The organism is Streptomyces sp. NPDC017529 (assembly GCF_044329785.1).
Classification (GTDB): domain Bacteria; phylum Actinomycetota; class Actinomycetes; order Streptomycetales; family Streptomycetaceae; genus Streptomyces.
The window spans coordinates 43,378-64,684 of sequence record NZ_JBIRJY010000030.1; the positions used below are offsets into that span (position 1 = coordinate 43,378).

Sequence of the window (21,307 nt, forward strand, 5' to 3'; positions counted from 1 at the left end):
CGCAGTGCCCGTCGAGGGCGACGGCCTCCCGGACGCAGGGCTTCCCCTGATCGAGCTCGTCGAACACGGTGGCTCCATCCCGCTCCGGCTCGATGGCGCCACCGGGCGTGCCCTGGCCGCTTCGGACGCCGTCGAGGCCGTGCCCGATCCCGACGTTCCCGGACTCTGGCAAGTGACGGCCGGACGCAAGGTCGGCGCGGCGACCGTGGCTGTCAGGGGCGAGGGCGCTGTGATGGTGCGGATTCTGCCCAAGGTGCCCGTCGCCCGGCTCCTCTTCCTCCTCGGGTACAGCCTCGACGCGAAAGGCTGGCGCGACGAGGACGTGCAGGTGTCGGGCGCCGAGGAGCTGCTTCCCGCCGTTGCCCGGCTGTTCGAGCGGCAAGCCGAGAAGGCGCTCCGTCAAGGGCTGCTCCAGGGCTATCGGACCGTCGAAGAGACCTCTGTGGTCGTACGAGGCCGCATTCGGCAGGGCGACCAGATCCGTCGGCACTATGGGCGGCAGCTGCCGGTGGAGATCGTCCACGACGAGTACACCGCGGACATCCCCGAGAACCAGCTTCTGCGTACCGCCTGCGAGCGGCTGCTGCGCCTGCCGAGTGGTGGTCTTCCGTCGGATGTCCGCGGCAGGCTGCTGCGCCTGCGGGTCCGGCTGGCCGACGTGACGGTCGTCGGGCGCGGGCATCCCCTGCCCGAGTGGCGGCCCAGCCGTCTCAATGTCCGTTACCGGCCCGCGCTGCGCCTTGCCGAACTCGTGCTTCAGGGTGCCTCGGTGGAACACCGGCCGGGTGGGGTCACGGTCAGCGGCTTCCTCTTCGACATGCCCAAAGTCTTCGAGGACTTCGTCACCGTCGCCCTCCGGGAGGCCCTGGTCGACGCGGACGGCTACTGCCGTCTGCAAGCGAGCCATCACCTGGACGAGCGAGCCAAGATCCGCATGGTGCCCGACTTCGTCCACTACACCGACGACGGCACACCGACCGCGGTCGCCGACGCCAAGTACAAGGTCGAGAAGCGCGGCGGCTTCCCGGACGCCGACCTGTACCAGATGCTCGCCTACTGCACGGCCCTCGGCCTGCCCGAAGGTCATCTCGTGTACGCCAAAGGCAACGCCCCGCACGCCACGCACCGCGTCCAGCGAGCCGGCACGACGATCCATCAGCACGCCCTCGAACTCGACCAGCCGCCCTCGGGCCTGCTCACTGAAGTCCGGGCGTTGGCGGGGCGCCTTGCCGCGCCTGCGTCCGTGTGGTTGGGAGGCTCGCGCCCGGAGCCCGACGAGGTTCCGGGTGCCATTCAGACGCTGTTGTTCGGCACGGAGTAGCTCGACCAGGATCCCCGGTAAGCGTGGTGGGCCGCTGCCGATCACCTCCGACGCGCTCACCGACTCCCAGCAGGTCGTCAACAAACTGCTCGACAAGGACACCTCCGGCCTCGGCCAGGCCGGCCTGGCCGAGCTCCGCTCCCACCTGCGCAGCCAGATCCGCGCGAGGGCAGCTGCGGACAAGAAGGGGAGCTACCAACAGGTGATCGCGGGGGTCCTGGACTATCGCGCCTGGCGCAAGTTCGAACTCCGGCTGTTCCGACCCGGCATGAGCGAGGAGGAGCAGAAGAAGGGAGAACTACTCACCAAGACCAACAGCGTGATGTCCGGCGGCAAGAAATCGGCCCCCATCCATTTGCCGCTCTTCGCAGCCGCCCACGCGCAGTACAGCTCCGCATACCCCACCTGACCGCGGCTGATCGCCCTCGACGAGGCTTTCGCCGGCATCGACGAGAAGTACCGCCCCGACCTGCTCGCCCTCGCGGCCAAGTTCGACCTCGACCTCTTCATGACGGGCTACGACCTGTGGATCACCTACCCTGACGTGCCGCAGATCTCCCACTACGACATGAAGCACGACGAGGCGGCCCACACCGTCTCCACCATGCTGCTGGTCTGGGACGGCGAACCGATCCTCGATGACCTCGAGTACCCCGGATCCGACGATCTTGCCGCCGAACTCCTTGGCCTCACGCCCCGCCGACACGTTCCCGCGGGGGCAGGACTGCTCGCGGACGTCTCCGAGGACGAGCCGATGAACGACAAAGTCGAGGAGACAGAATGACCAGGTCGACAAAGGCATACGAGCGCTACCGGGCCCCCGAGTTCCGCTGGCCCCTGGCTGCTGCCCGGCGCTCGCTCGAGCGCAACGGCGGCGAGGCCAAGGGCTCCATCGGCCTGGCCAACCCGACCTCGGCCGAACGCACTGCTGTCATCGGCATCACCGGTACGCACCAGTCGGCTGATGTCCGCCGCATCAGCCTCCCCCTCGAAGCGTTGGAGGAGAGCGTCCGTACGTCACGGGCATGTCGCTCCGCGACGTCCTGGAACGTATCGGCCCCGAGCTGCGCTTTCGGGCCGATGAGCGGACCGTACTCGATCGGGCCCGGCAGAGGATCGTTGCTGAGGGCGAGGCCAGCCCATTGCATGCCGAGCATGCCTGGTACCGGCAGTGGCTGGCCGGCCTCGCATCCGACGGCACGATCACCGCACTGATCAACAAGAAGGACACCCACCTCTTCAGCCAGGCCGTCCGCATCCTGGATGCACCTACACAACCGGCCAAGCGACACTCCACCGATCATGCTGCCCGTCTTGACCGACGCCACCACAGGGGACGCCAAGGCCCTCAACCCCGACCGCGGCTCTCTGCCGACACTGGTCCTGCGCGCCCTGGCCACGGCTCGCCGAGTCCCACTCGGATCAGGGGCCGAGACTCGGCGCGAGTTGTGGGACGCCTTCGACGTCATCGTCGACGACCTGGCCAGCCGTGTCCTCGTCCTGAACCTTCCCGCGACCGGCCAGGGGCTGGGCCAGTGGCTCACCGACGCCGCCCACTACGGCACTCCATTCCACATCACCCTCCACCAGCTCATGACCCTTCCGATCACCGTGAACCTGCCAACGGTGTACGTCTGCGAGAATCCGGCCGTGCTCCGTCGCGCCGCTGGTGAGCTCGGCGCCAGCGACCCGCCGCTGATCTGCACCGAGGGACGCCCCTCGACCGCCTTTCACCGACTCGCGCGGTTGGTCGTTGGAGCCGGTGGCACTTTGCTTTACCACGGGGACTTCAACTGGCATCGACATGACGAATCAGCTCCGTGTCCGCTATCACGCCAAACCCTGGCGAATGAGTGCTGCGGACTACCTCAGCGGCGTTCGCGCCGACAGCGAGCATGTCCGGCTGAGCGGAAGGCGGCAGCACACCTGCTGGGAGTCAGAGCTCGCCGAGGTAATGGAAAGGGAGAACCGTGCTGTCTACGAGGAGGCGGTCGCCGACACACTCTTGGCCGATTTTGGTCATATGAGTCACGGAGAAGATCCAGCGAGGCACAAGAGGTAGCCCGTGACGCTGATAACCTCAGCGTTGTTGACGTGTGACGCATCGCGTCCGGCGCATTCACCTTCATCTGCCCGGTCGCGGAACGGGGGACGATGGTGTTCGAGCCGCTGCGGGAGAACGACCCCCGAGAAATCGCGGGCTTCCGGTTGACCCAGCGTCTCGGCCAGGGCGCCATGGGCGTCGTTTACCTCGGATACCGCAGCCCCCGCCCCGTGGCGATCAAGGTAATCAAGCCGGCGCTGGCAGACCAGCCGTACTTCCGTCAGCGGTTCGCCCAGGAGCTGGAGGCGATCCGGCGTGTCGGCGGATTCCACACCGCGGCGCTCGTGGACGCCGCCCCGGACGCTGAGCAGCCCTGGATCGCCACCGAGTACGTCCACGCGCCCTCGCTCGATGTATTGCTGAACCAGCATGGCGCCGTGAGTGAGCTCGGGGCATGGTGGCTGGCCGCGAGTCTGTCCGATGCTCTGATTCACATCCACTCTGTCCGGCTTCTCCACCGCGACCTGAAGCCCAGCAACGTGCTGGTCACCACACAGGGCACTCGTGTGATCGACTTCGGCGTCTGCCATGTCGGAGGTGCGACCGGCCTGACATCCGGCGACACGCCGGTCGGCACCCTGGTGTACATGGCGCCGGAGCAGGCCATGGACTCCCGCAAGGCGAGCGAAGCCGCGGACGTGTACAGCCTGGGCGCGACGCTCGTGCATGCGGCGACTGGGCACCCCCCGTTTTACGCCGATATTCCGGTACAGCGGATACTGGACGTTCCTCCCGATCTCTCGGGCCTGCCCGAGAGCCTGCGAAGACTGATTGTCAGTGCCTTGTCCTACTCTCCGGAGGACCGGCCGACCGCCCACAGTGTGCTGGAGGCAGCCATGGACCGGTTGCTCGAGCACGCCGTGCCGGTCAGTAGTCCGCATTACCCGCCGCTGCCTGGCGCGTTCCTCACGGACGTCCTGCAGGTGGAAGGTGCGCCTCCGGTGCCGCCGGATCCTCCTGAGCCAGTGTCGGCTCAGGAGGGTCTTGCGGGTCCGGAGCTCGGGGACGAGGTCTCGCCCGCGGAACCTGCCGTCGCCGGCGCGTCCAGTGGAGGGGGGGTGTCATGGGCTGACCGTTGGCGCGGAAAGATCCGCGACGGGCGGTCTGACTTCGGCGGCTGATTCCGCCGGGCGCGCAGCGGGATAGGCAGTAGAGCACGACAAGGCAGTAGACAGTGATCGAAGGAGAGAAACCGGTGACCAGCTCCGCAGGCACAGCCAAGTTCGCCGCGGGCATGCAGGTCCGCGCACGGGACGAGGACTGGCTGGTCATCGAAGTGTCCGAGACCTCGCACGACGGTACACGCCTGGATGTCCGCGGTATCTCCCCGCTCGTACGCGACCAGCGAGCTGTGTTCTTCGCCCACGAATCCCTGGACCAGGTCACCCCTCTGCGACCCGAGGACACCGATCTCGTCGTCGACGATTCCCCGGAGTGCCGCCGCTCCCGGCTCTTCATCGACGCACTGATCCGCAAGACCCCGCTCCCCCTGTCCGAACAACGACTCGCCACCGTCGGCACACACCTCCTCGACAACCTCGCCTACCAGCGCGAGCCCGCCAGGGCGGCCCTGCGCGGCCTGCGCCCCCGACTGCTCATCGCCGACGCAGTCGGACTGGGCAAGACCCTGGAGATCGGGCTACTGCTTTCGGAGCTCATCCGCCGGGGCAGGGGCGAGCGCATCCTCGTCGTCACGCCCAAGCACATCCTGGAGCAGTTCCAGCACGAGCTGTGGACGCGTTTCGCGATCCCCCTCGTACGCCTGGACTCGACCGGCATCGAGCGCATCCGCCAGAACATCCCGGCCGGCCGCAACCCCTTCTCGTACTACAAGCGCGCGATCATCTCCATCGACACCTTGCGCTCTGACCGCTGGCGCAGCCACCTCATGCAGGTCACCTGGGACGCCGTCGTCATCGACGAGTCACACAAGCTGATCAACACCGGGACCAAGAACAACCGGCTCGCAGGGCTGCTCGCCCCGAGGACCGACGCACTGATCCTGGCCAGCGCCACACCACATAACGGTCAGCGTGAGTCGTTCGGTGAACTGCTGAGCCTGCTCGACCCGACCGCCATCCCTGACACCAGCGACTACGACGAGACACAGCTCGACCACCTGTACGTCCGTCGGCACAAGATGTCCCCCGACGTCTCGTCGGAGATCGGCCACAAGTGGGCCACCCGCAAGCCGCCCGTGGCCTTCGACTGTGTCGCGAGCCCTACGGAACAGAAGATCTTCGAGGAGCTGTACGACGTCTGGATCAGGCCGGAAGCAGGCCAGTCGGCCCCGGTGAGCGGCAAGGGCGCCCGGCTGTTCCCGTACACGCTCCTGAAAGCGTTCCTCTCCTCGCACAAAGCGTTGGCCGAGACGGTCGAGAACCGGATCGAGCGCATCGACGAGGACGTACGGAAACACCCGGAGAAGAGAGCGCAGCGGGCCGCAGAGCGCTCGGCGCTGGCACGGTTGAGCCAGCTCGTCGGCGAGGCCAGGGTGGAGGATGCGGCCAAGTTCCGCCGCCTGGTCGACGAGCTGAAGGACATGGGGATCGGGCCGGGGTCCGACACTCGCGTCGTCGTCTTCTCCGAGCGCCGGGCCACCTTGCAGATGCTCCATGAGGCCCTGCCCGGTCAGCTGGGCTTCGAGGCGAGCGAGGAGAACGGGCGCGGGGCGATCCGCCAGCTGCACGGCGGCCGACCCGACGACGAGCAGCAGCGGACCGTGAAGGACTTCGGCCTGGCGGACAGCGAGCTGCGCGTCCTGCTCACAGGTGACATCGCCTCTGAGGGCGTCAACCTGCACCGCCAGTGCCACCAGATGATCCACTACGACTTGCCCTGGTCTCTGATCACCATCGAGCAGCGCAACGGCCGTATCGACCGATACGGCCAGCAGACGTCCCCAGAGGTCCGCGCGTTGCTCCTGGTCCGCCAGGACGAGGACCCAGAGGTGCCCTCCGCGGACCGGCTGGTCTCCCGGCGGCTGCTGGAGCGCGAGGACGAGGTCCACCGCACGCTCGGTGAGGCCGCCTCCATCCTTGGGCTGCGTGACGAGGAGGCGGAGGAGACCGCGATTAAGTCGGGACTCGCGGACGGGAGGATGTTCGACGAGATCGTCCCCGCAGAGCCGATCGACCCCTTCAACCTCTTCATGGCCCACCACACCGTCGACGGATCGGGGGCCCACTACCGCGTACCGCAGTTGTTCGCCTCGACACGGGCCTTCGTCGAGGAGGCACTCGACGAGGTCTACGGCAACCCCGAGGAGAAGATCGGGAAGGCGTGGGACAAGGACTATCCCGAGATGCTCTCCTTCGCCCCGGACCGCGAACTGCAGCGGCGCCTCCTCGTCCTCCCGCAGACTTACCTGGACGAGCGCGGAGTGCTCGACAAGCTCAGAGTCACCTTCGATCCCGGGTTCGCTCAGCAGCGCCTGGACCGCGCCCGCGAGCGCAGCGGAGAGAGGACCAAGGGCGCGATCACGAAGCAGGAGCGGCGCGAGACTTCGGGCTGGCCCGACGTCAGTTACCTCACCGACCAGCATCCGGTGGTGGAGTGGCTCACCGACAAGGTCCTGGTCCGGCTCACCCGCAACGCCGCGCCCGTCATCACGGCCGAGGTCCCTGGGCCGGTGTTCCTGATGCAGGGCATGTACTCCAACGCCAAGGGCCACCCGACAGTCCTCGCCTGGTCCTGCGTGACCGGACTGGAGCACGGCAGCCCCGTGTTCGATGACGATCTGGTCGGTGTCCTGGAGCGCGCCGGCGTGAAGCCGAAGATGCTGAACCGGCCCTTCGCAGGAGACATCGATGCCCTGCGTGCCCTGGTGCCACGGGCGGTCGAGGCCACACGGCAGCACTTGCTCACACTACGTAGCAGCCAGGAAGAACCGCTGATCGAGCAACTGGCTGAGTATGAGAAGCGCTTGGCAGCCTGGCGCAAGGCGAGCCAGTCGACGTTCGAGCAGCTCACCCTCGGCATCCGACGCGAGCATGAGGAACAGCGGGTCGAGACCACCGCAATAGAGGTCGAGCAACTGATCGAGCAGCTCGCCACCCAGGGCGATTCCATGATCCGCGTGATCGGGGTCCTCGTCCCCGCCGCCGCAGCCAATGCCCAGAAGGATGCGTGACCACCGTGGCATTCGAAGCGATCATCAACCGCGGTGAGTACATCTCCACCCACTACCTCGCCGAGCTCTTCGCCAAGGACCTCGCTGACCTGCGCAAGCGCTGGACGGCAGCGGACCGGGCCGGAGCGCCCACCTCCCGCTCAGGCGTGAGGAACCTGGGCCGCGACTACTTCAAGGCCAAGGTCCGCATCACCGAGAAGGACGACTTTGGCGGATCCGAGCTGCGCAAGCTCAACGATGCTCTGCTCGCCGCGCTCGCATACATTCCCCGTGGAGATGAGCCTCCAAAGCGCGAGGACGACACCCACACCAGGGTCCAGCGGGGTGTCTTCGAGGTCATGCACAGCGACAAGCCCAGAGAAGTCCCCGTCGCTTTCGCTGTGAAGGGGCCTGGGGGTGTCGAGCTGATCGCGCTGGACGTCACCTGGAGCACAGATGCCGAACTCGTCGCCTCCGACGTCGAAGACGGCGGCGCGCAGCTGCTCGCGCCCATCGCCCTCGACGGCCGAAACGAGATCACCAGCGCGGCGGACGCCGTCACCTTCCTCTTCGGTAGTGAGGACGCCTACGCGCCCAGGTTCGTACTCCTGCTCGCCGGCGGTGCCGTGCTGCTCGCCGACCGCACCGCATGGCACGAGGGCCGATTCCTGGGCGTCAGCATCGACGCCGCGCTTGATCGCAACCTGGCCGCCGACGGCGGCGAACTTGAAGCCGTCTCGGCCCTGTTCGGCGCGGAGTCCCTGCTGACAGAAGGCGGAGCCGCTGGATTTCTGGACAGCCTCGTCGACAAGGGTCGCAAACACGCCGTCGGCGTCTCCAAAGAGCTGCGGGAGGGCCTGCGACAGTCCGTCGAACTGATCGCCCAGGAGATCCTGGACCGCATCCACGATCAGGATGGCGACCCCTCCGAGCTCGGCGACAGCACCGAACTCGCCAACCGGCTCACCCGCGAATCACTGCGCTACCTATATCGCATTCTGTTCCTGTTGTACGCGGAAGCCCGACCAGAACTGGGCATCCTGCCCAGCAAGGACGACGCCTACCAGGACGGCTACGGGCTCGGCCGACTTGGTGAACTCGTCTCGTACGACCTTCCGTACGAGGCTCAAGACGGCTTCCACTTCCACGAGTCGCTGGATCTGCTGTTCCGTCTCGTCGACCAGGGGCACCGCACCCTGGAAGAGCAGAAGCCGAGCGACACCGGATCGGACGCGGACGGCATCCGCTTCGAGTCCCTGCGCAGTGACCTGTTCCACGCCGATGCCACGCCGCTGATCGGATCGGTACGCATCGACGGCCAGCGCGTCGACACCCGGCTGCGCAACAAGGTGCTGTGGCGAGTGCTGAACCGCCTAATGCTCAGCCACGGCACCGGCAAAGGCTTCATCTCCTACGCCCAGCTCGGCATCAACCAACTCGGCGCGGTGTACGAGGGCCTGATGTCGTACACCGGCTTCTTCGCTTCCGAGGACCTGTACGAGGTAGCCAAGCCGGACTCGGACGGGCTGGCCGGCACATGGGTCGTCCCCCAGCGCGAAGCCGACAACTACGACGACGAGGTCTTCGTCAAGCGCCCCGACGAGATCACAGGCGTACCCAGGCGGGTCGAGCACAAGAAAGGCTCCTTCGTCTACCGCCTCTCCGGCCGCGAGCGACAGCGCTCCGCCTCGTACTACACCCCCGAGGTGCTCACCCGTAGCACGGTCAAACACGCACTGGCCGAGCTGCTCGACCAGGATGGCGAGATCACGCAGGCTCGCGACATCCTGGACCTGGTGGTGTGCGAGCCGGCCCTCGGTTCGGGAGCGTTCCTCAACGAGGCCATCAATCAGCTCGCTGCCGAGTACCTGCGCCGCCGCATGAATGAGCTCTCGGTGGAGCGCGGCCAGGACATGCAGCTGCCGCCGGACCAGTACGAGGCAGAGCTGCAAAAGGTCAAGGCGTACCTGGCCCTCCACAATTGCTACGGCGTGGACCTCAACCACACGGCGGTGGAGCTGGCCGAGGTATCTCTGTGGCTTAACGCGATGCACGAAGGTCTCAAGGCCCCCTGGTTCGGCCTGCACCTGCGGCGAGGCAACTCACTCATTGGCGCACGACATGCGGTATACGACGCCTCGACTCTGAAGCGAAAGGCATGGCTGACCACGGCGCCGACACATCGGCCCCTGCGAGAGAGCATCGATGGCACCACCCACCAGGCAGGTGAGGAGATTCACCATTTCCTGCTTCCAACTCGCGGGTGGGGGTCGGTTGCAGACGCCGAGCAGGCCAAGGAATTGGCCAGGGAGGAACGCGATCGCCTCACAGACTGGCGCAAGAAGGTCACGGGAACTCCGTCTATTTCTCAGACGAAGCGCCTACTGGCCTTGGCGACTCGCGCCGAACGGTTGTGGGAACTGGCGAGGCGCCGACTCGTGGTGTCAGAACGGGAAATCCGTCGCGATATCGCTGTGTGGGAAGTCGACGAGAACAGACCTCTCCCCAGATCGTCGGGGGCCGTGTCGCGCGAGCAAGTAGAAAGGGCACTTCTGCAGCCGGGGTCTCCGCGCGGACGACTGAAGCTCGTCATGGACGCATGGTGTGCGCTGTGGTATTGGCCGGTAAGCCAGCCGCACACTCCGAAACCGCCCGCACTCGATGAGTGGCTGAACTTCTGCGAGTCGGTGCTGGGCGTTCCTCCGGCCAAGGCCAAGGCCAAGTCGACAAAGCGCGGCGCTGGGGCGGGGCTGGACGATGAGCTTGGATTGTTCGCGGACACAGGCGACTTTGAGCAGCTTGCATTGGACGACGAGCTTGACCGCACACTGAGTCAGTGTATCGACATGCCTACCGTGGCAGTGCGTTTCCCTTGGCTCAGCGAGGTAGATGCAATTGCCCAACGGGAGGGTTTTTTCCACTGGGAACTCGAGTTTGCGCATGTCTTCGAGCGAGGAGGATTCGATCTGCAGGTGGGGAATCCTCCTTGGGTTGTCCTTGAGTGGAAAGATCACGTAGCGCTTGCCGAGCAAGACGCATGGTTCGGACTAAACGAGAAGACAACCAATGAGGTAAAGCTTGCTCGTCGAAAGAACCTGCTCTCCAGCGAGAATTCCCTTCGTTCTTACATGGCAGAGGTGAGCGCATGGTCAGGCATGTCTGAATTCCTCGGATCCCCCATTGAATACGCTGACGTCTCCGCGCTCAAGACAAACCTTTACGTCAATTTCATGGATAGGGTTTGGCACAACAGTGCACCCGCAGGAATTTCCGGCCTGATTCACCTAGAATCGCACTTCGGGGCGGTTCGGGGCGGTCGAGTACGGGAGCTTACATACTCCCGCTTGAGGCGGCATTTTCAGTTCCGGAATGAACTGAAGCTATTCGAGATTCTTAACACGCGAGAGTACGGCGTCAATATCTACGGCGCCAAGCGCGATGTCTCGTTCATCAACATTGCCGGACTTCTTCATCCGTCAACAGCTGACAACTCAATCACACATGACGGCTCTGGCGATATTCCCGGGCGCCGATTCGAATCGGGGGACTGGGACATTCGCCCCCACAAGCAGCGCGTGGTATTGGTGAATGAGTCTGTCCTATCTGCCTGGGTCAAGCTTGCCGATGGAACGGCCACGCCGCCCCGCCAATCCAGAATGCTTCGCCCATTGACAGTTCCGGATAACGGAGCCATTGAACTCCTTGCTTCCTTTTCAGAGCGGCTGGACAACCATCCCTTCGAGTGGACGTTTGGGCTTTACGAAAAGAAGGCCAAGGATAATCATGTAATTAGGAGTGTTACCCAGGTCCCCGACTCCCTGGGCAAAGCAATCCTGCAGGGGCCGCACCTCGGCCCTGCCAACCCATTTTTCAAGCAGGCTAATTTCGGCTGCAAGTCATACAAGGATTACTCCTCAGTAGACCTGGAGAGCCTTCCTGAGGTGGCAGCTCCTCGCACAAACTTCATCCCAGGGGTTTCCGAGGAGGAGTTTTCCGCCGCACATGAGGATTGGGCAGAAGGGCGCCCTGTCGATTATTTTCGGGTAGCATGGCGCCGCCGAGTCGATTCCGTAACTGAGCGCACATTGCAGGCGATCCTGATTCCACCCGGCACCAGTCACGTACATGGCGTCTATTCCCTTGCAATGCAAGGGAATAGAGAGACTGCCGCTATTGCCGGCCTCTGGGCCAGCATTCCTCTCGACTATCAAGTCAAGCTCATGGGTAAGGATGACCTTCAAACCGACCTGGTGAATCAGCTCCCTGCCCCACTGGATCACCCGCTCATCACACCACTGCTGTTGCGAACGCTGCGCTTGAACTGCCTAACGCGAGAATACTCTGACTTGTGGACCAATGTATTCTGTCCAGAATGGGCAGATGACCGATGGACCAATGCCGCAGTCGAGGGGCAATCAATCCAGAACGTCGCCCGCACCTGGACAACGAATGTTCCGCTTAGGTCCGATTACGAGCGCCGAATGGCGATGGTAGAGATTGATGCTCTCGTTGCCGTGATGCTCGGACTAAGCGCCCAGCAACTCTGCGCTCTCTATGAATCACAGTTCGGCACCCTGCGGAAGTACGAGTGGGAGATGTTCTTCGGACCTGATGGACACAAGATTGGGGCCTCTAAGGACAATCTAGGCGCGCGCCAAAGCGATGAGGAGATTACCTTTGCGCGCGCGTGGCGCAAGGCAGCGCTGTCAGGCGACCCAACGCCAGAAATTCCCGCAGGCTGGGTGAAGCCTGACCGTGAAGCCGAGATGACCCGGGCTCACGCGGTCTTCACCGCGCGGCTGCTTGCTGGCGAGTACGGAGATTATGCCGCGTACGCGGCCGAGCATGGGGATCACGGCAACCTCCTCGGCGCCGCCGAAGCCGCGCAGGTCCTTGCCGACGTTCCGGCAGAAAGCAGGTAAGACGCCGTCATGCTGCCCTCTCTGGTCGCCGAAGACCTTCGCCGTGCCCTCGCCACCTACCTGACGACGAGCTTTGCACTCGCCGATGACGACGTGCGCGACGAACTCGACGCGTTCCTCGAGCGGCCGGAGAGCCGGCTCTTCCGCGGGCCGTATCTGCGGGTGCGCACTCCCTTCCGGGAGGCTCCCTCCGGCTGGGAGGCCACGCTCGACTGGAGCCCGAAGGACTTCACGCCATACACACACCAGGCCGCGGCCTGGCAGCGGCTGTCCTCGAAGGGTGGGCGTCAGCCGGAACCAACCATCGTCACCACCGGCACCGGATCCGGTAAGACCGAGTCGTTCCTCGTACCGATCCTGGACCACTGCGCTCGTGCCCGCGCCGCAGGACAGCGGGGTGTCAAGGCCCTGCTGCTGTACCCGATGAACGCCCTGGCCGATGACCAGGCCCGCCGCATCGATGACTTCCTCGGTACCGAAGCGGCGCTGAAGGACGTCACGGCCGGCATCTACATCGGCGGTGCCTCCGGCCCGCGTTCAGCGTCGAACGAGGACGAGAACGAGCCGGGCTCGTACGGCCGCGACACCGGTGCGACGTCCCTCGCAGGCGATCCCACCATCAAGCACCTGATCACCGATCGGGAGGCGATCCGTGCCGACCCGCCGGACATCCTGCTCACCAACTACAAGATGCTGGACCTGCTGCTCCAGCGGATTCCGGATGCCCCGCTCTGGAAATCGGACTCCCTCTCCTTCGTCGTCCTCGACGAGTTCCACACCTATGACGGCGCCCAGGGCACCGACGTGGCGATGCTGTTGCGCCGCCTCGGCGCAGCCACGGGGGCAGCCCGTGAGGGACGTCTCCTCGGCGACATCACGCCCGTGGCGACGTCGGCGACGCTCGGCGGGGGAATGCCCAGCGACTCCTCGTCCCTGGCCCTGGATGGGCCTGAGAGATCCGATCGTGAGCTGCTTCGGGAGTTCGCGGAGAAGGTCTTCGGGACACCGTTTCCCGACGCCGCGCTCGTCGGCGAGAACCGTCTGCTGCCCGGAGAGGTCGTCACCGACCCCGACTTCCTGCTCCCCTCGCCGGCCCCTGCGGCTCTGGCGGCGCTGCCCGACCCCTTGGACGACGAGTCGGCGCTCGCAGACCTGGCCCGGCTCATGCTCGGCCAGCCCCTCAGCGATCCGGTTCAGATCGGCGCCAAGCTCAAGCAGCACATCCTGGTCAAGGCGATCCTCGACGTCGCCGGGAGCAACCCCGTCACCATCCCCGACATCGCCCGCGAGTTCGCCCAACGCGGTGGCGGACCGGCCTGGGATGAGGCAGCGCGCAGCGACCCTCGGCTTGTTGAGCTCGCCTTCGCCCGGATCCTCGCACTGATCTCCCATGCCCGCACACCGCACCCCGTGACGGGAAAGCCCGGTCCTTTCCTGCGGGTTGAGGCCCAGCTTTGGGTGCGTGAGGTCCGCCGCGTCATCCGCGCGGCGACCGCCGAGCCCCACTTCCGCTGGTACGACGATGACGGGCCGACCGGAGACTCCCGGCCGAACCCCGCCAACCTCGCGATCTATCAGCCGGCGGAGGTCGACAGCGCCGGGGAAGGCGGAGAGCGGACCGATGCGTCGCGTCGCCCTGTGGGGCCGCCCTACCGGCGGCATCTTCCTGCCGTGTACTGCCGTCATTGCGGGCGGTCCGGCTGGGCTGCGTTGTCTACGGAACTGGAGTGGCAGCAGCTCAAGACGAACACTCTGGAAATCTACAAGGCTTCGGCGCAGAAGAAGCGGGCCGTGCGCTGGATGCTGCGGGCTCGCCCGGACGAGTACCCCGTACTGCACCTGCACGCCGAGAATGAGCGGCTGACGACCAACCCGACCGAGGACACCGTCGCGGTCATCACGCCCCATGGGCCGTTGCCCGCGGCCCCTGACGAGGAGTGCCCTTCGTGTGGTCTCGACGACGGCATGCGCTTCCTCGGTGCCGGCACCGCCACTCTCGCCTCGGTCACCACCACGCAGCTCTTCTCCGACCGGGGACTCGCCGGCGACGAGCGGAAGCTGCTCGTGTTCACCGACTCGGTGCAGGACGCCACCCACCGCGCCGCGTTCATCGCCAACCGCAGTTTCGGCTTCACCTTCCGCGGGCTGCTGACCAAGCACCTCGCCGCGGGCCGGCCTGTCGCTGTACATGATCTCGCTGCTGACGCCGCCGAGGCTGTCGTGACGGCCGCAGGCGCGGGCAAGCGCAGCGAACTCGCCTCCATCGTCCCGCCCGATCTACGAGAGAACCCGGACATCCTCACCCTCCTCGACGAAACAGAGGACTTCAGCGATGCCGGCGCGGACATGCTACAGAGCCGTATGGTCTTCCAGACCCTCATGGAGTTCGGTCTGCGCTCCCGCCTGGGCCGCACCCTGGAGCTGACCCGAACCGCTGCCGCGGAGGTCGACCTCAAGGATCTGCCCGCGCTCTGCGCCGAACTGCGGGAGCGGCACCAACGCCTGCCCGGGCAGATTTCACTGCTGCCAGACGACGGGGCGTACGCGGTATTCCTGCGCGGCCTGGCCGAGCGACTCCGCCTCCGCGGGGCGCTGTATCACCCCTGGCTGCAGGAGTACATCCGGCAGGCCGGCGCAAGGCGCTGGCCGGTCTGGGGCGGCCGTCCCACCGGCATGCCTGCCTTCCCCAGGGGCCTCGCCGCCCCCGCTTTCCCCGTGTCGGGCGGCACCCGCACCACCGGCTTCGACTCCCTGACCCGCGACAACACCTGGTTCGCGGACTGGGGTCACCGTTCGCTGGGCTGCGACCGGCGCGAGGCACGCGCGGTCGCCGAGCTCGCCATGAAGCTGCTCGCCCAGCGCGACATCCTGGCCACCTACCACGCCGAGGGCGGCGCGCTCGTCTACGCGCTCAAGCCCCGCAACGTCCTCATACACCGCATCGACGACACTGCCGCACCGAGCGGGGAAGACGGCGTGAACGCGTGCGGAGTGCGCTGCGACACCTGCACCTGGCGGCAGACCGTGCCACCGAGCCGCCGCTCGGACTGGCTGGGCACCGCGTGCCTGCGATTCCACTGCTCGGGCCACTTCGTGGAGGACGACCGCGACTACACCGCCGACTACTACCGGCACCTGTACACCATCGACCGTCCAGGCGACGTACTGACCGCTGAACACACCGGCGCTCTCAGCCGTGAGCGGCGTGAGCATGTCGAAGCTGCCTTCAAGAACCGGGCCTCGGCTTTCGACCCGAACGTTCTCACCTGCACGCCCACCCTTGAACTCGGCATCGACATCGGCGACTTGTCTGCCGTACTTCTTGCCTCCATGCCGCCCGCACCTGCCAACTACGCGCAGCGGATCGGCCGGGCGGGCCGCAGCACCGGCAACTCGCTCACCGTCACCTTCGTACCGCGAGGCGCCCGAAGCCACTACTACCTGCACGTTCCGGAGCAGATGCTGGCGGGCCGGATCATCCCGCCGGACTGTTACTTGGACGCCTCGGAGATCCTGCGCCGCCAGTACCTGGCCTTCCTCTTCGACCGCGCCGCGGACCGCAGCCTGTGGGAAGGCACGGCGATCCCTGAACGCCCCATGCCGCCGCGCATTGGCGAGCTCTTCGGACATGGCCTGGCCGAGGACGGGTGGTTCAGGCGCTTCCTCGACGTCGCGGGCATCCGCCATGCCCAGCTGTCCGCCGCATTCATCGCTCTGTTCCCCGCGATGACCCCGGCCGCGGCCCAGGGTGTCCAGCACTTCGCCGCCCAGGGCCTGGAGGAAGCCGTCGGAGCCGCGGCCAGCGCGTGGAACAAGCGAGTGGCTGCCCTGCGCTCGAGGATGCGGCAGATCGGCCGGGCCTTCGACGCGCTGTCGACCGCTTCCGGTGATCCCGAACGCGACAAGCAGCGGCGCCAGCTCTTCGCCGAGCAGCGGACGGTACGCAAGCGCCGGGACGCCCTCGTCTCGGAGAACTCGATCAACGCCCTGGTGCGGCTGGGCCTGCTGCCCAACTACACCCTCCACGACGACTCGACCGTCCTAGACGCCACCTTGTGGTGGAAGGACAGCGACGGGGAGTTCGACGAGAGCTCGACCGACTACGGCCGCGGCTCCCGGCTCGCGCTGACCGAACTTGCCCCCGGCAACATCTTCCACAGCGACGGCTACAAGTTCATCGTCAGCACCGTGGACCTCGGCACCGGTGTCGGCGGCGGCGAGAACGCGTACGCCCTGTGGCGGTTCTGCCCAGAATGCGGATTCGTGGCCACCGAGGAAACCGGGCTCGACATCACCGCCTGCCCGCGCTGCAAGGCACCGCAGATCGCCGACCCAGGGGCCGTACACAAGGTGCTGGTGCCCGAGCGGGTCCTCGCCCGCGAGCGACGCGAAGACGCCCGGCTGACCGACGAGCGCGACGAACGCGAGCGGAAACAGTTCGACGTGGTCACGCTCGTCGACATCGACAAGGATCAGCCGCAAGGGCTGAGGGCGTGGCGCCGCTCTGGCAGCGGCCTTCCCTTCGGCGTCGAGTTCGCCCGCGTGGCGACGATCCGCACGATCAACCTCGGCCCCTCCGCCGCGCCCGGGTCGACCCACGCGATCCGCGGAGAAGACGTCCAGGTCTCCGGCTTCGAGACGTGCCTGGAATGCGGAGGGGTGCGCGGCACCCACCCGCAGGCATGGGACCCCTCGGCCCAGCGGATCGGCACCCGGCACGCGTACTGGTGCTCACACCGCGACGACGGCGTCGCGCACGAGCCGACGGAGAAGCTGCTGCTCGCCCACGAGCTCACCACTCAGGCGCTGCGCATCCTGCTGCCCGTCTCCACGATGGACCTCGCCGACCGCCTCATCTCCTTTAAGGCGGCCCTGCTCCTCGGCATCACCAAGCACTTCGGCGGCGCTCCCGACCACATCCGTGTGGTCACCGACAGCATGCCCGGCGACAGTCAGGAACTGCGACGACGGTTCCTCGTCCTGCACGACTCGATGCCCGGCGGCACCGGCTACCTGGAGCACCTGGCGGACGCCGCGGTGCTGCACCGCGTCCTGACCCTCGCGCAGACAGCGCTACGGGACTGCCCCTGCCAGAAGGAGGAGCAGCGCACGCCCTGCCACCGCTGTCTTCTCCCCTTCGTATCCAGCAGCGAACATCCGCACGTCTCGCTGCGCATCGCGAAGGAACTCCTGGACGAGATTCTCAAGGACTGGGCGGTCGAAGCGGTCGACACTCTCTCTGGCGTACGCATCGACCAGCTGGTCGACAGCGAGCTGGAGGACCGGTTCGTCCGTACCCTCATCACCTGGGGCCGCAGAGACGAGGAGGACGGGTCGGTCGCCGCCAAGGCCGGCCAGGGCGGAGTGGAGCACGAACTCCGTTTCACCCGCGGTGATGCGGCCACGCGCTGGCGCATGCGGGACCACGTACGGTTGAACACCTCCGTGCCCAGCGAACCCGACTTCCTCCTGGAGCGGACCGACGGCCCAGCTGAACGGGTGGCGGTCTTTCTCGACGGCTTCGGCTTCCACGCGAGTGAAAAGGTCAACCGCATCGCCGACGACGCTGCCAAGCGAGCGGCCCTCCGGGCGGACGGCGTGTTGGTGTGGCAGCTGACCTGGGACGACGTCATGACGTGGGCAGCAGGTGTCGGCAGCGCGGCGGAAGGGCAGCAGGTTCGTGCCCATGCCAGGCCACTTCACACAGATGACGCACTCCAGCTCGCCCGCCAGATCCACCAAAGCCTGGTCGGCCAGGCCCGCCCCGACGACACCCTCGACCCGGTGCTGCGCAACCCGGTCGAGACCCTGCTGGAGTTCCTCGCCGACCCCGATCGGGCCAAGTGGGCTCGACGGGCAGCCGGCCTGCTGAGCGGCTTCGGAGCAGCGGCGCGCCCCCAGCCGGTGGACCGCGAAGAGACCGGACGAGTGCTTCCCGACGTACTGCGCGGCGCGAGCCTGTCAGCCTCGGCCTCGGCCGCAGAGGCCGTCGCGTTCGACGCCCGCACCACAGGGCAGACCCGGATCATCGGCCTGCTGGACCGTCGGCCTGAGCCGCGCAGCAAGCAACCGGACATGCGGGCGTGGTCCGCACTGGCCGTGCTCGACGACCGGGCCGAAGCCATCACAAGCAGCGAGCACAAGGGCCGCTGGACGGACTGGCTTCGCTGGTCGAACCTGCTCCAATTCCTGCAGCCCGCCGCTGGCGACGAGCTCCCCCGCTCCTTCCACCAGGTCGCAGTGTCTACCAGCGACCAGATCGATCCGCATACCGTGGCTCTGCTGACCAGTGCGTTGCCTACAGAGGCAGGGGCGCCGCAGCCACTGCCCCAGGCATGGACCGAAGCGATCGAGTGGGCCTCATCCCAGGTCGAGGACATCCTTCTCGCTCTCGTCAAGGAAGCCCGCCACGGACGCATCGACGTGCCGGAAGTCGGTTTCGAGTACGGAGACCAGGCGATGCAGGCCGAACTCGCTTGGCCTGACGAGAAGATCGCCGTCTTCATCGACCTGGACGAGCGGCGAGACGCCCTCTTCGCGCGCGACGGATGGTATGTCGCCCAAGCTGGCGCCGTGGATGTAACTGAGCTCATCAAGAAGTTGGAGGGGAACTGATGTCCGGCGCCAAGGTGATCATGGCGGACGTCTTCGGGAAGTCCTATGACGCGCTGGACGGCTCCGTCCAGCCGCAGGTGCTGCAGTTCATCATGAAGATGCAGCGCGACCCGGACTCCAACGGCCTCAACCTGAAGCCGCCGAAAGGCGCCAAGGACAAGAGGGTCCGCACCGCACGCGTCACCGACAATTACCGGGCCGTGCTCATGCACTATGCCGACCGCATCTACTACCTGGTCGCAGTGCTGCCTCACGACGACGCCTACGACTTCGCCGCGAACATCCTCTTCGACATCAACAAGGTCACCGGCGGCATCGAACTGATCAATCTCGGCAGTCTCTACGGCACGCTCAGCGGACAGCCGAAGGCCGACACCGCGCCCGGCACCCCGTCGCTGTTCGCCAGCGTGTCCGACGCTGACTTCGAACGACTGGGCGTCCACACCTCTATCGTTCCGGCGCTCCGCGAGATCCGCAGCGAGGACGCGGTCCTCGGCATCGTCGAGACTCTGCCCAAGCTGGCTCGCGACGTGATCCTGTGCCTCGCCGACGGCATGTCCGTCGAAGAGGTCTGGGAGCAGGTCAGTTCGCTCGCGGCCACCGCCGACGAAGTCGACACCCAGGACTACGAGGCCGCGATCGAACGCCCCGCCACCAAGGAAGCCTTCGTGGTCACCGGCGACTTCGCCGAATTCGGGCGGATCCTCACCGAGCCCCTGTCCGCCTGGCGGATCTTCCTGCACCCGGCACAGCGCGCGCTGGCCGAGCGCAAGGCCCCCTACAAGGGCTCCGTCCGCGTTACCGGAGGGCCTGGAACAGGCAAAACAGTCGTGGCCCTGCACCGCGTCAAGGCCCTAGCCGAACGCCTGCCCGCCGGCCAGGCCATCTTGCTCACCACCTTCACCACCAACCTCGCCAACCTGCTCAAGTCCATGCTCAAGGACCTCGGCGGCGCCCAACTGCTGGCCAAGGTCGATGTACGGAACATCGACAAGGTCGCCTACGGCACCGTGAAAGAGACCTTCGGCGCGGAAGCGCCCAGCAGGCTCAAGGACGGCGAGATCCTCAACCGCTGGATCGAACTCTCCCAGGAGCAGCAGACGCCCCGCTTTGACGGCCGCTTCCTCGATGCCGAGTGGAAGCAGGTGGTGCTGGCCCAGGACATCCGCAGCCGAGACGAGTACTTCGCCGCCAGCCGCGCCGGGCGCGGACGACGCCTCAACCGCCCCGAACGCGCCCAGGTCTGGTCCCTCGTCGAGGAATTCGAGCGCAGACTCGACCGTGAAAAGGCCGCCGGCGTCACCCAGCTCGCCGTTCAGGCAGCCCGGATCGCCTCCGGCTGGTCCGACGAAGAGCGGCCGTACCGGCACATCGTCGTGGACGAGGCCCAGGACCTGCACGCTGCCCACTGGAAACTGCTGCGCGCGCTGGTCCCCGACGGCGATGATGACCTGTTCATCGTCGGTGACGCTCACCAGCGGATCTACGACAACCGGACGTCCCTGAGTGCCCACGGCATCAAGATCCGTGGCCGCTCCAAGCGGCTGACCCTCAACTACCGCACCACCCGGCAAATCCTCGCCGCCTCCCTGAACCTGCTCGGTGACTCCAAGTTCGACGACCTCGACGGGAACCCGGAGCAGCTGCGCGGATACCGCTCCGTCCTGGCGGGAGCCAGGCCTGAGACCATCGGCTATCGCACCCCGTCCGAAGAGATGACAGCGCTGGCCAAGCGCGTCGACGGCTGGCAGCAGGAAGGAATCAAGCCGCACGAGATCGCGGTCGTGGCCCGAACCCACGCGATCGCCGACAGCGCTGTTCGGGCATTGCGTGACGCCGAGCTAGCCGCGGTAAAGGTCGAGGACTATCGCGTCCCCGGCCCCGACGAAGGCGTCCACGTCATGACGATGCACCGCATCAAGGGGCTCGAGTACCGGGCTGTCGCCATCGTCGGGGGCGGCGCCCAGCACATGCCGCTGCCTAGCGTCCTCACCCCGGAGACCGAGGACCGCCTCCAGCACGCCGCCGACCTCCGCCGTGAACAGTCGCTGCTCTTCGTCTCCGCCACACGCGCCCGCGAACAACTGTCGATCACCTGGTCAGGCCGACCCAGCCAGTTTTTGGGGCCCGCGTAGCCAACGCTAAAGGTTGTCCCGTAACCAGTGGTGCGGTTGGCGCGTTGGTTGGGCATGGGTGGGGTGATCTCGGCAGATGATCCGAAGTGGATCGAGCCG

General features: G+C 66.3%; 8 protein-coding genes and 1 pseudogene. All 9 read left to right on the forward strand.

Annotation, left to right across the window (positions count from 1 at the left end; translation table 11 throughout):
- Nucleotides 1–4: 4 nt before the first annotated feature.
- The 9 genes and pseudogenes from ACH4K4_RS36330 (at nt 5) to ACH4K4_RS36370 (ending at nt 21,208) form a co-directional block, all read left to right on the forward strand.
- Nucleotides 5–1,321: an McrC family protein gene (locus ACH4K4_RS36330; protein ID WP_398173785.1), complete on the forward strand. Its 1,317-nt coding sequence runs from the start codon at nt 5–7 to the stop codon at nt 1,319–1,321.
- Complete coding sequence (locus tag ACH4K4_RS36335; protein ID WP_398173788.1) at nt 1,287–1,730, forward strand: SbcC/MukB-like Walker B domain-containing protein; 444 nt, start codon at nt 1,287–1,289, stop codon at nt 1,728–1,730. The genes ACH4K4_RS36330 and ACH4K4_RS36335 overlap by 35 nt, the downstream gene beginning before the upstream one ends.
- Before the next feature lie 99 nt (nt 1,731–1,829).
- The gene (locus ACH4K4_RS36340) at nt 1,830–2,105 is read left to right on the forward strand and encodes a hypothetical protein (protein WP_398173791.1); all 276 of its coding nucleotides are present in this window, start codon (nt 1,830–1,832) and stop codon (nt 2,103–2,105) included.
- Nucleotides 2,106–2,346: 241 nt separating this feature from the next.
- Nucleotides 2,347–3,383: pseudogene (locus tag ACH4K4_RS36345) on the forward strand (TIGR02679 family protein).
- A 92-nt stretch (nt 3,384–3,475) separates the two neighbouring features.
- Nucleotides 3,476–4,546, forward strand: coding sequence for a serine/threonine-protein kinase (locus tag ACH4K4_RS36350; RefSeq protein ID WP_398173794.1), 1,071 nt, complete (start codon nt 3,476–3,478; stop codon nt 4,544–4,546).
- 74 nt (nt 4,547–4,620) lie between these two features.
- The gene (locus ACH4K4_RS36355; RefSeq protein ID WP_398173797.1) at nt 4,621–7,557 is read left to right on the forward strand and encodes a helicase-related protein; all 2,937 of its coding nucleotides are present in this window, start codon (nt 4,621–4,623) and stop codon (nt 7,555–7,557) included.
- A complete protein-coding gene (locus ACH4K4_RS36360) occupies nt 7,554–12,458 on the forward strand; it encodes an Eco57I restriction-modification methylase domain-containing protein (protein ID WP_398173800.1) in 4,905 nt (1,634 codons plus the stop codon). The genes ACH4K4_RS36355 and ACH4K4_RS36360 overlap by 4 nt, the downstream gene beginning before the upstream one ends.
- A gap of 9 nt (nt 12,459–12,467) precedes the next feature.
- Nucleotides 12,468–19,073 (forward strand): DEAD/DEAH box helicase, encoded by a 6,606-nt coding sequence (locus ACH4K4_RS36365; RefSeq protein WP_398173803.1) that lies wholly within the window; start codon nt 12,468–12,470, stop codon nt 19,071–19,073.
- Nucleotides 19,073–21,208 (forward strand): UvrD-helicase domain-containing protein, encoded by a 2,136-nt coding sequence (locus ACH4K4_RS36370; protein WP_398173806.1) that lies wholly within the window; start codon nt 19,073–19,075, stop codon nt 21,206–21,208. Before ACH4K4_RS36365 ends, ACH4K4_RS36370 begins: the two co-directional genes overlap by 1 nt.
- Nucleotides 21,209–21,307: the final 99 nt, after the last annotated feature.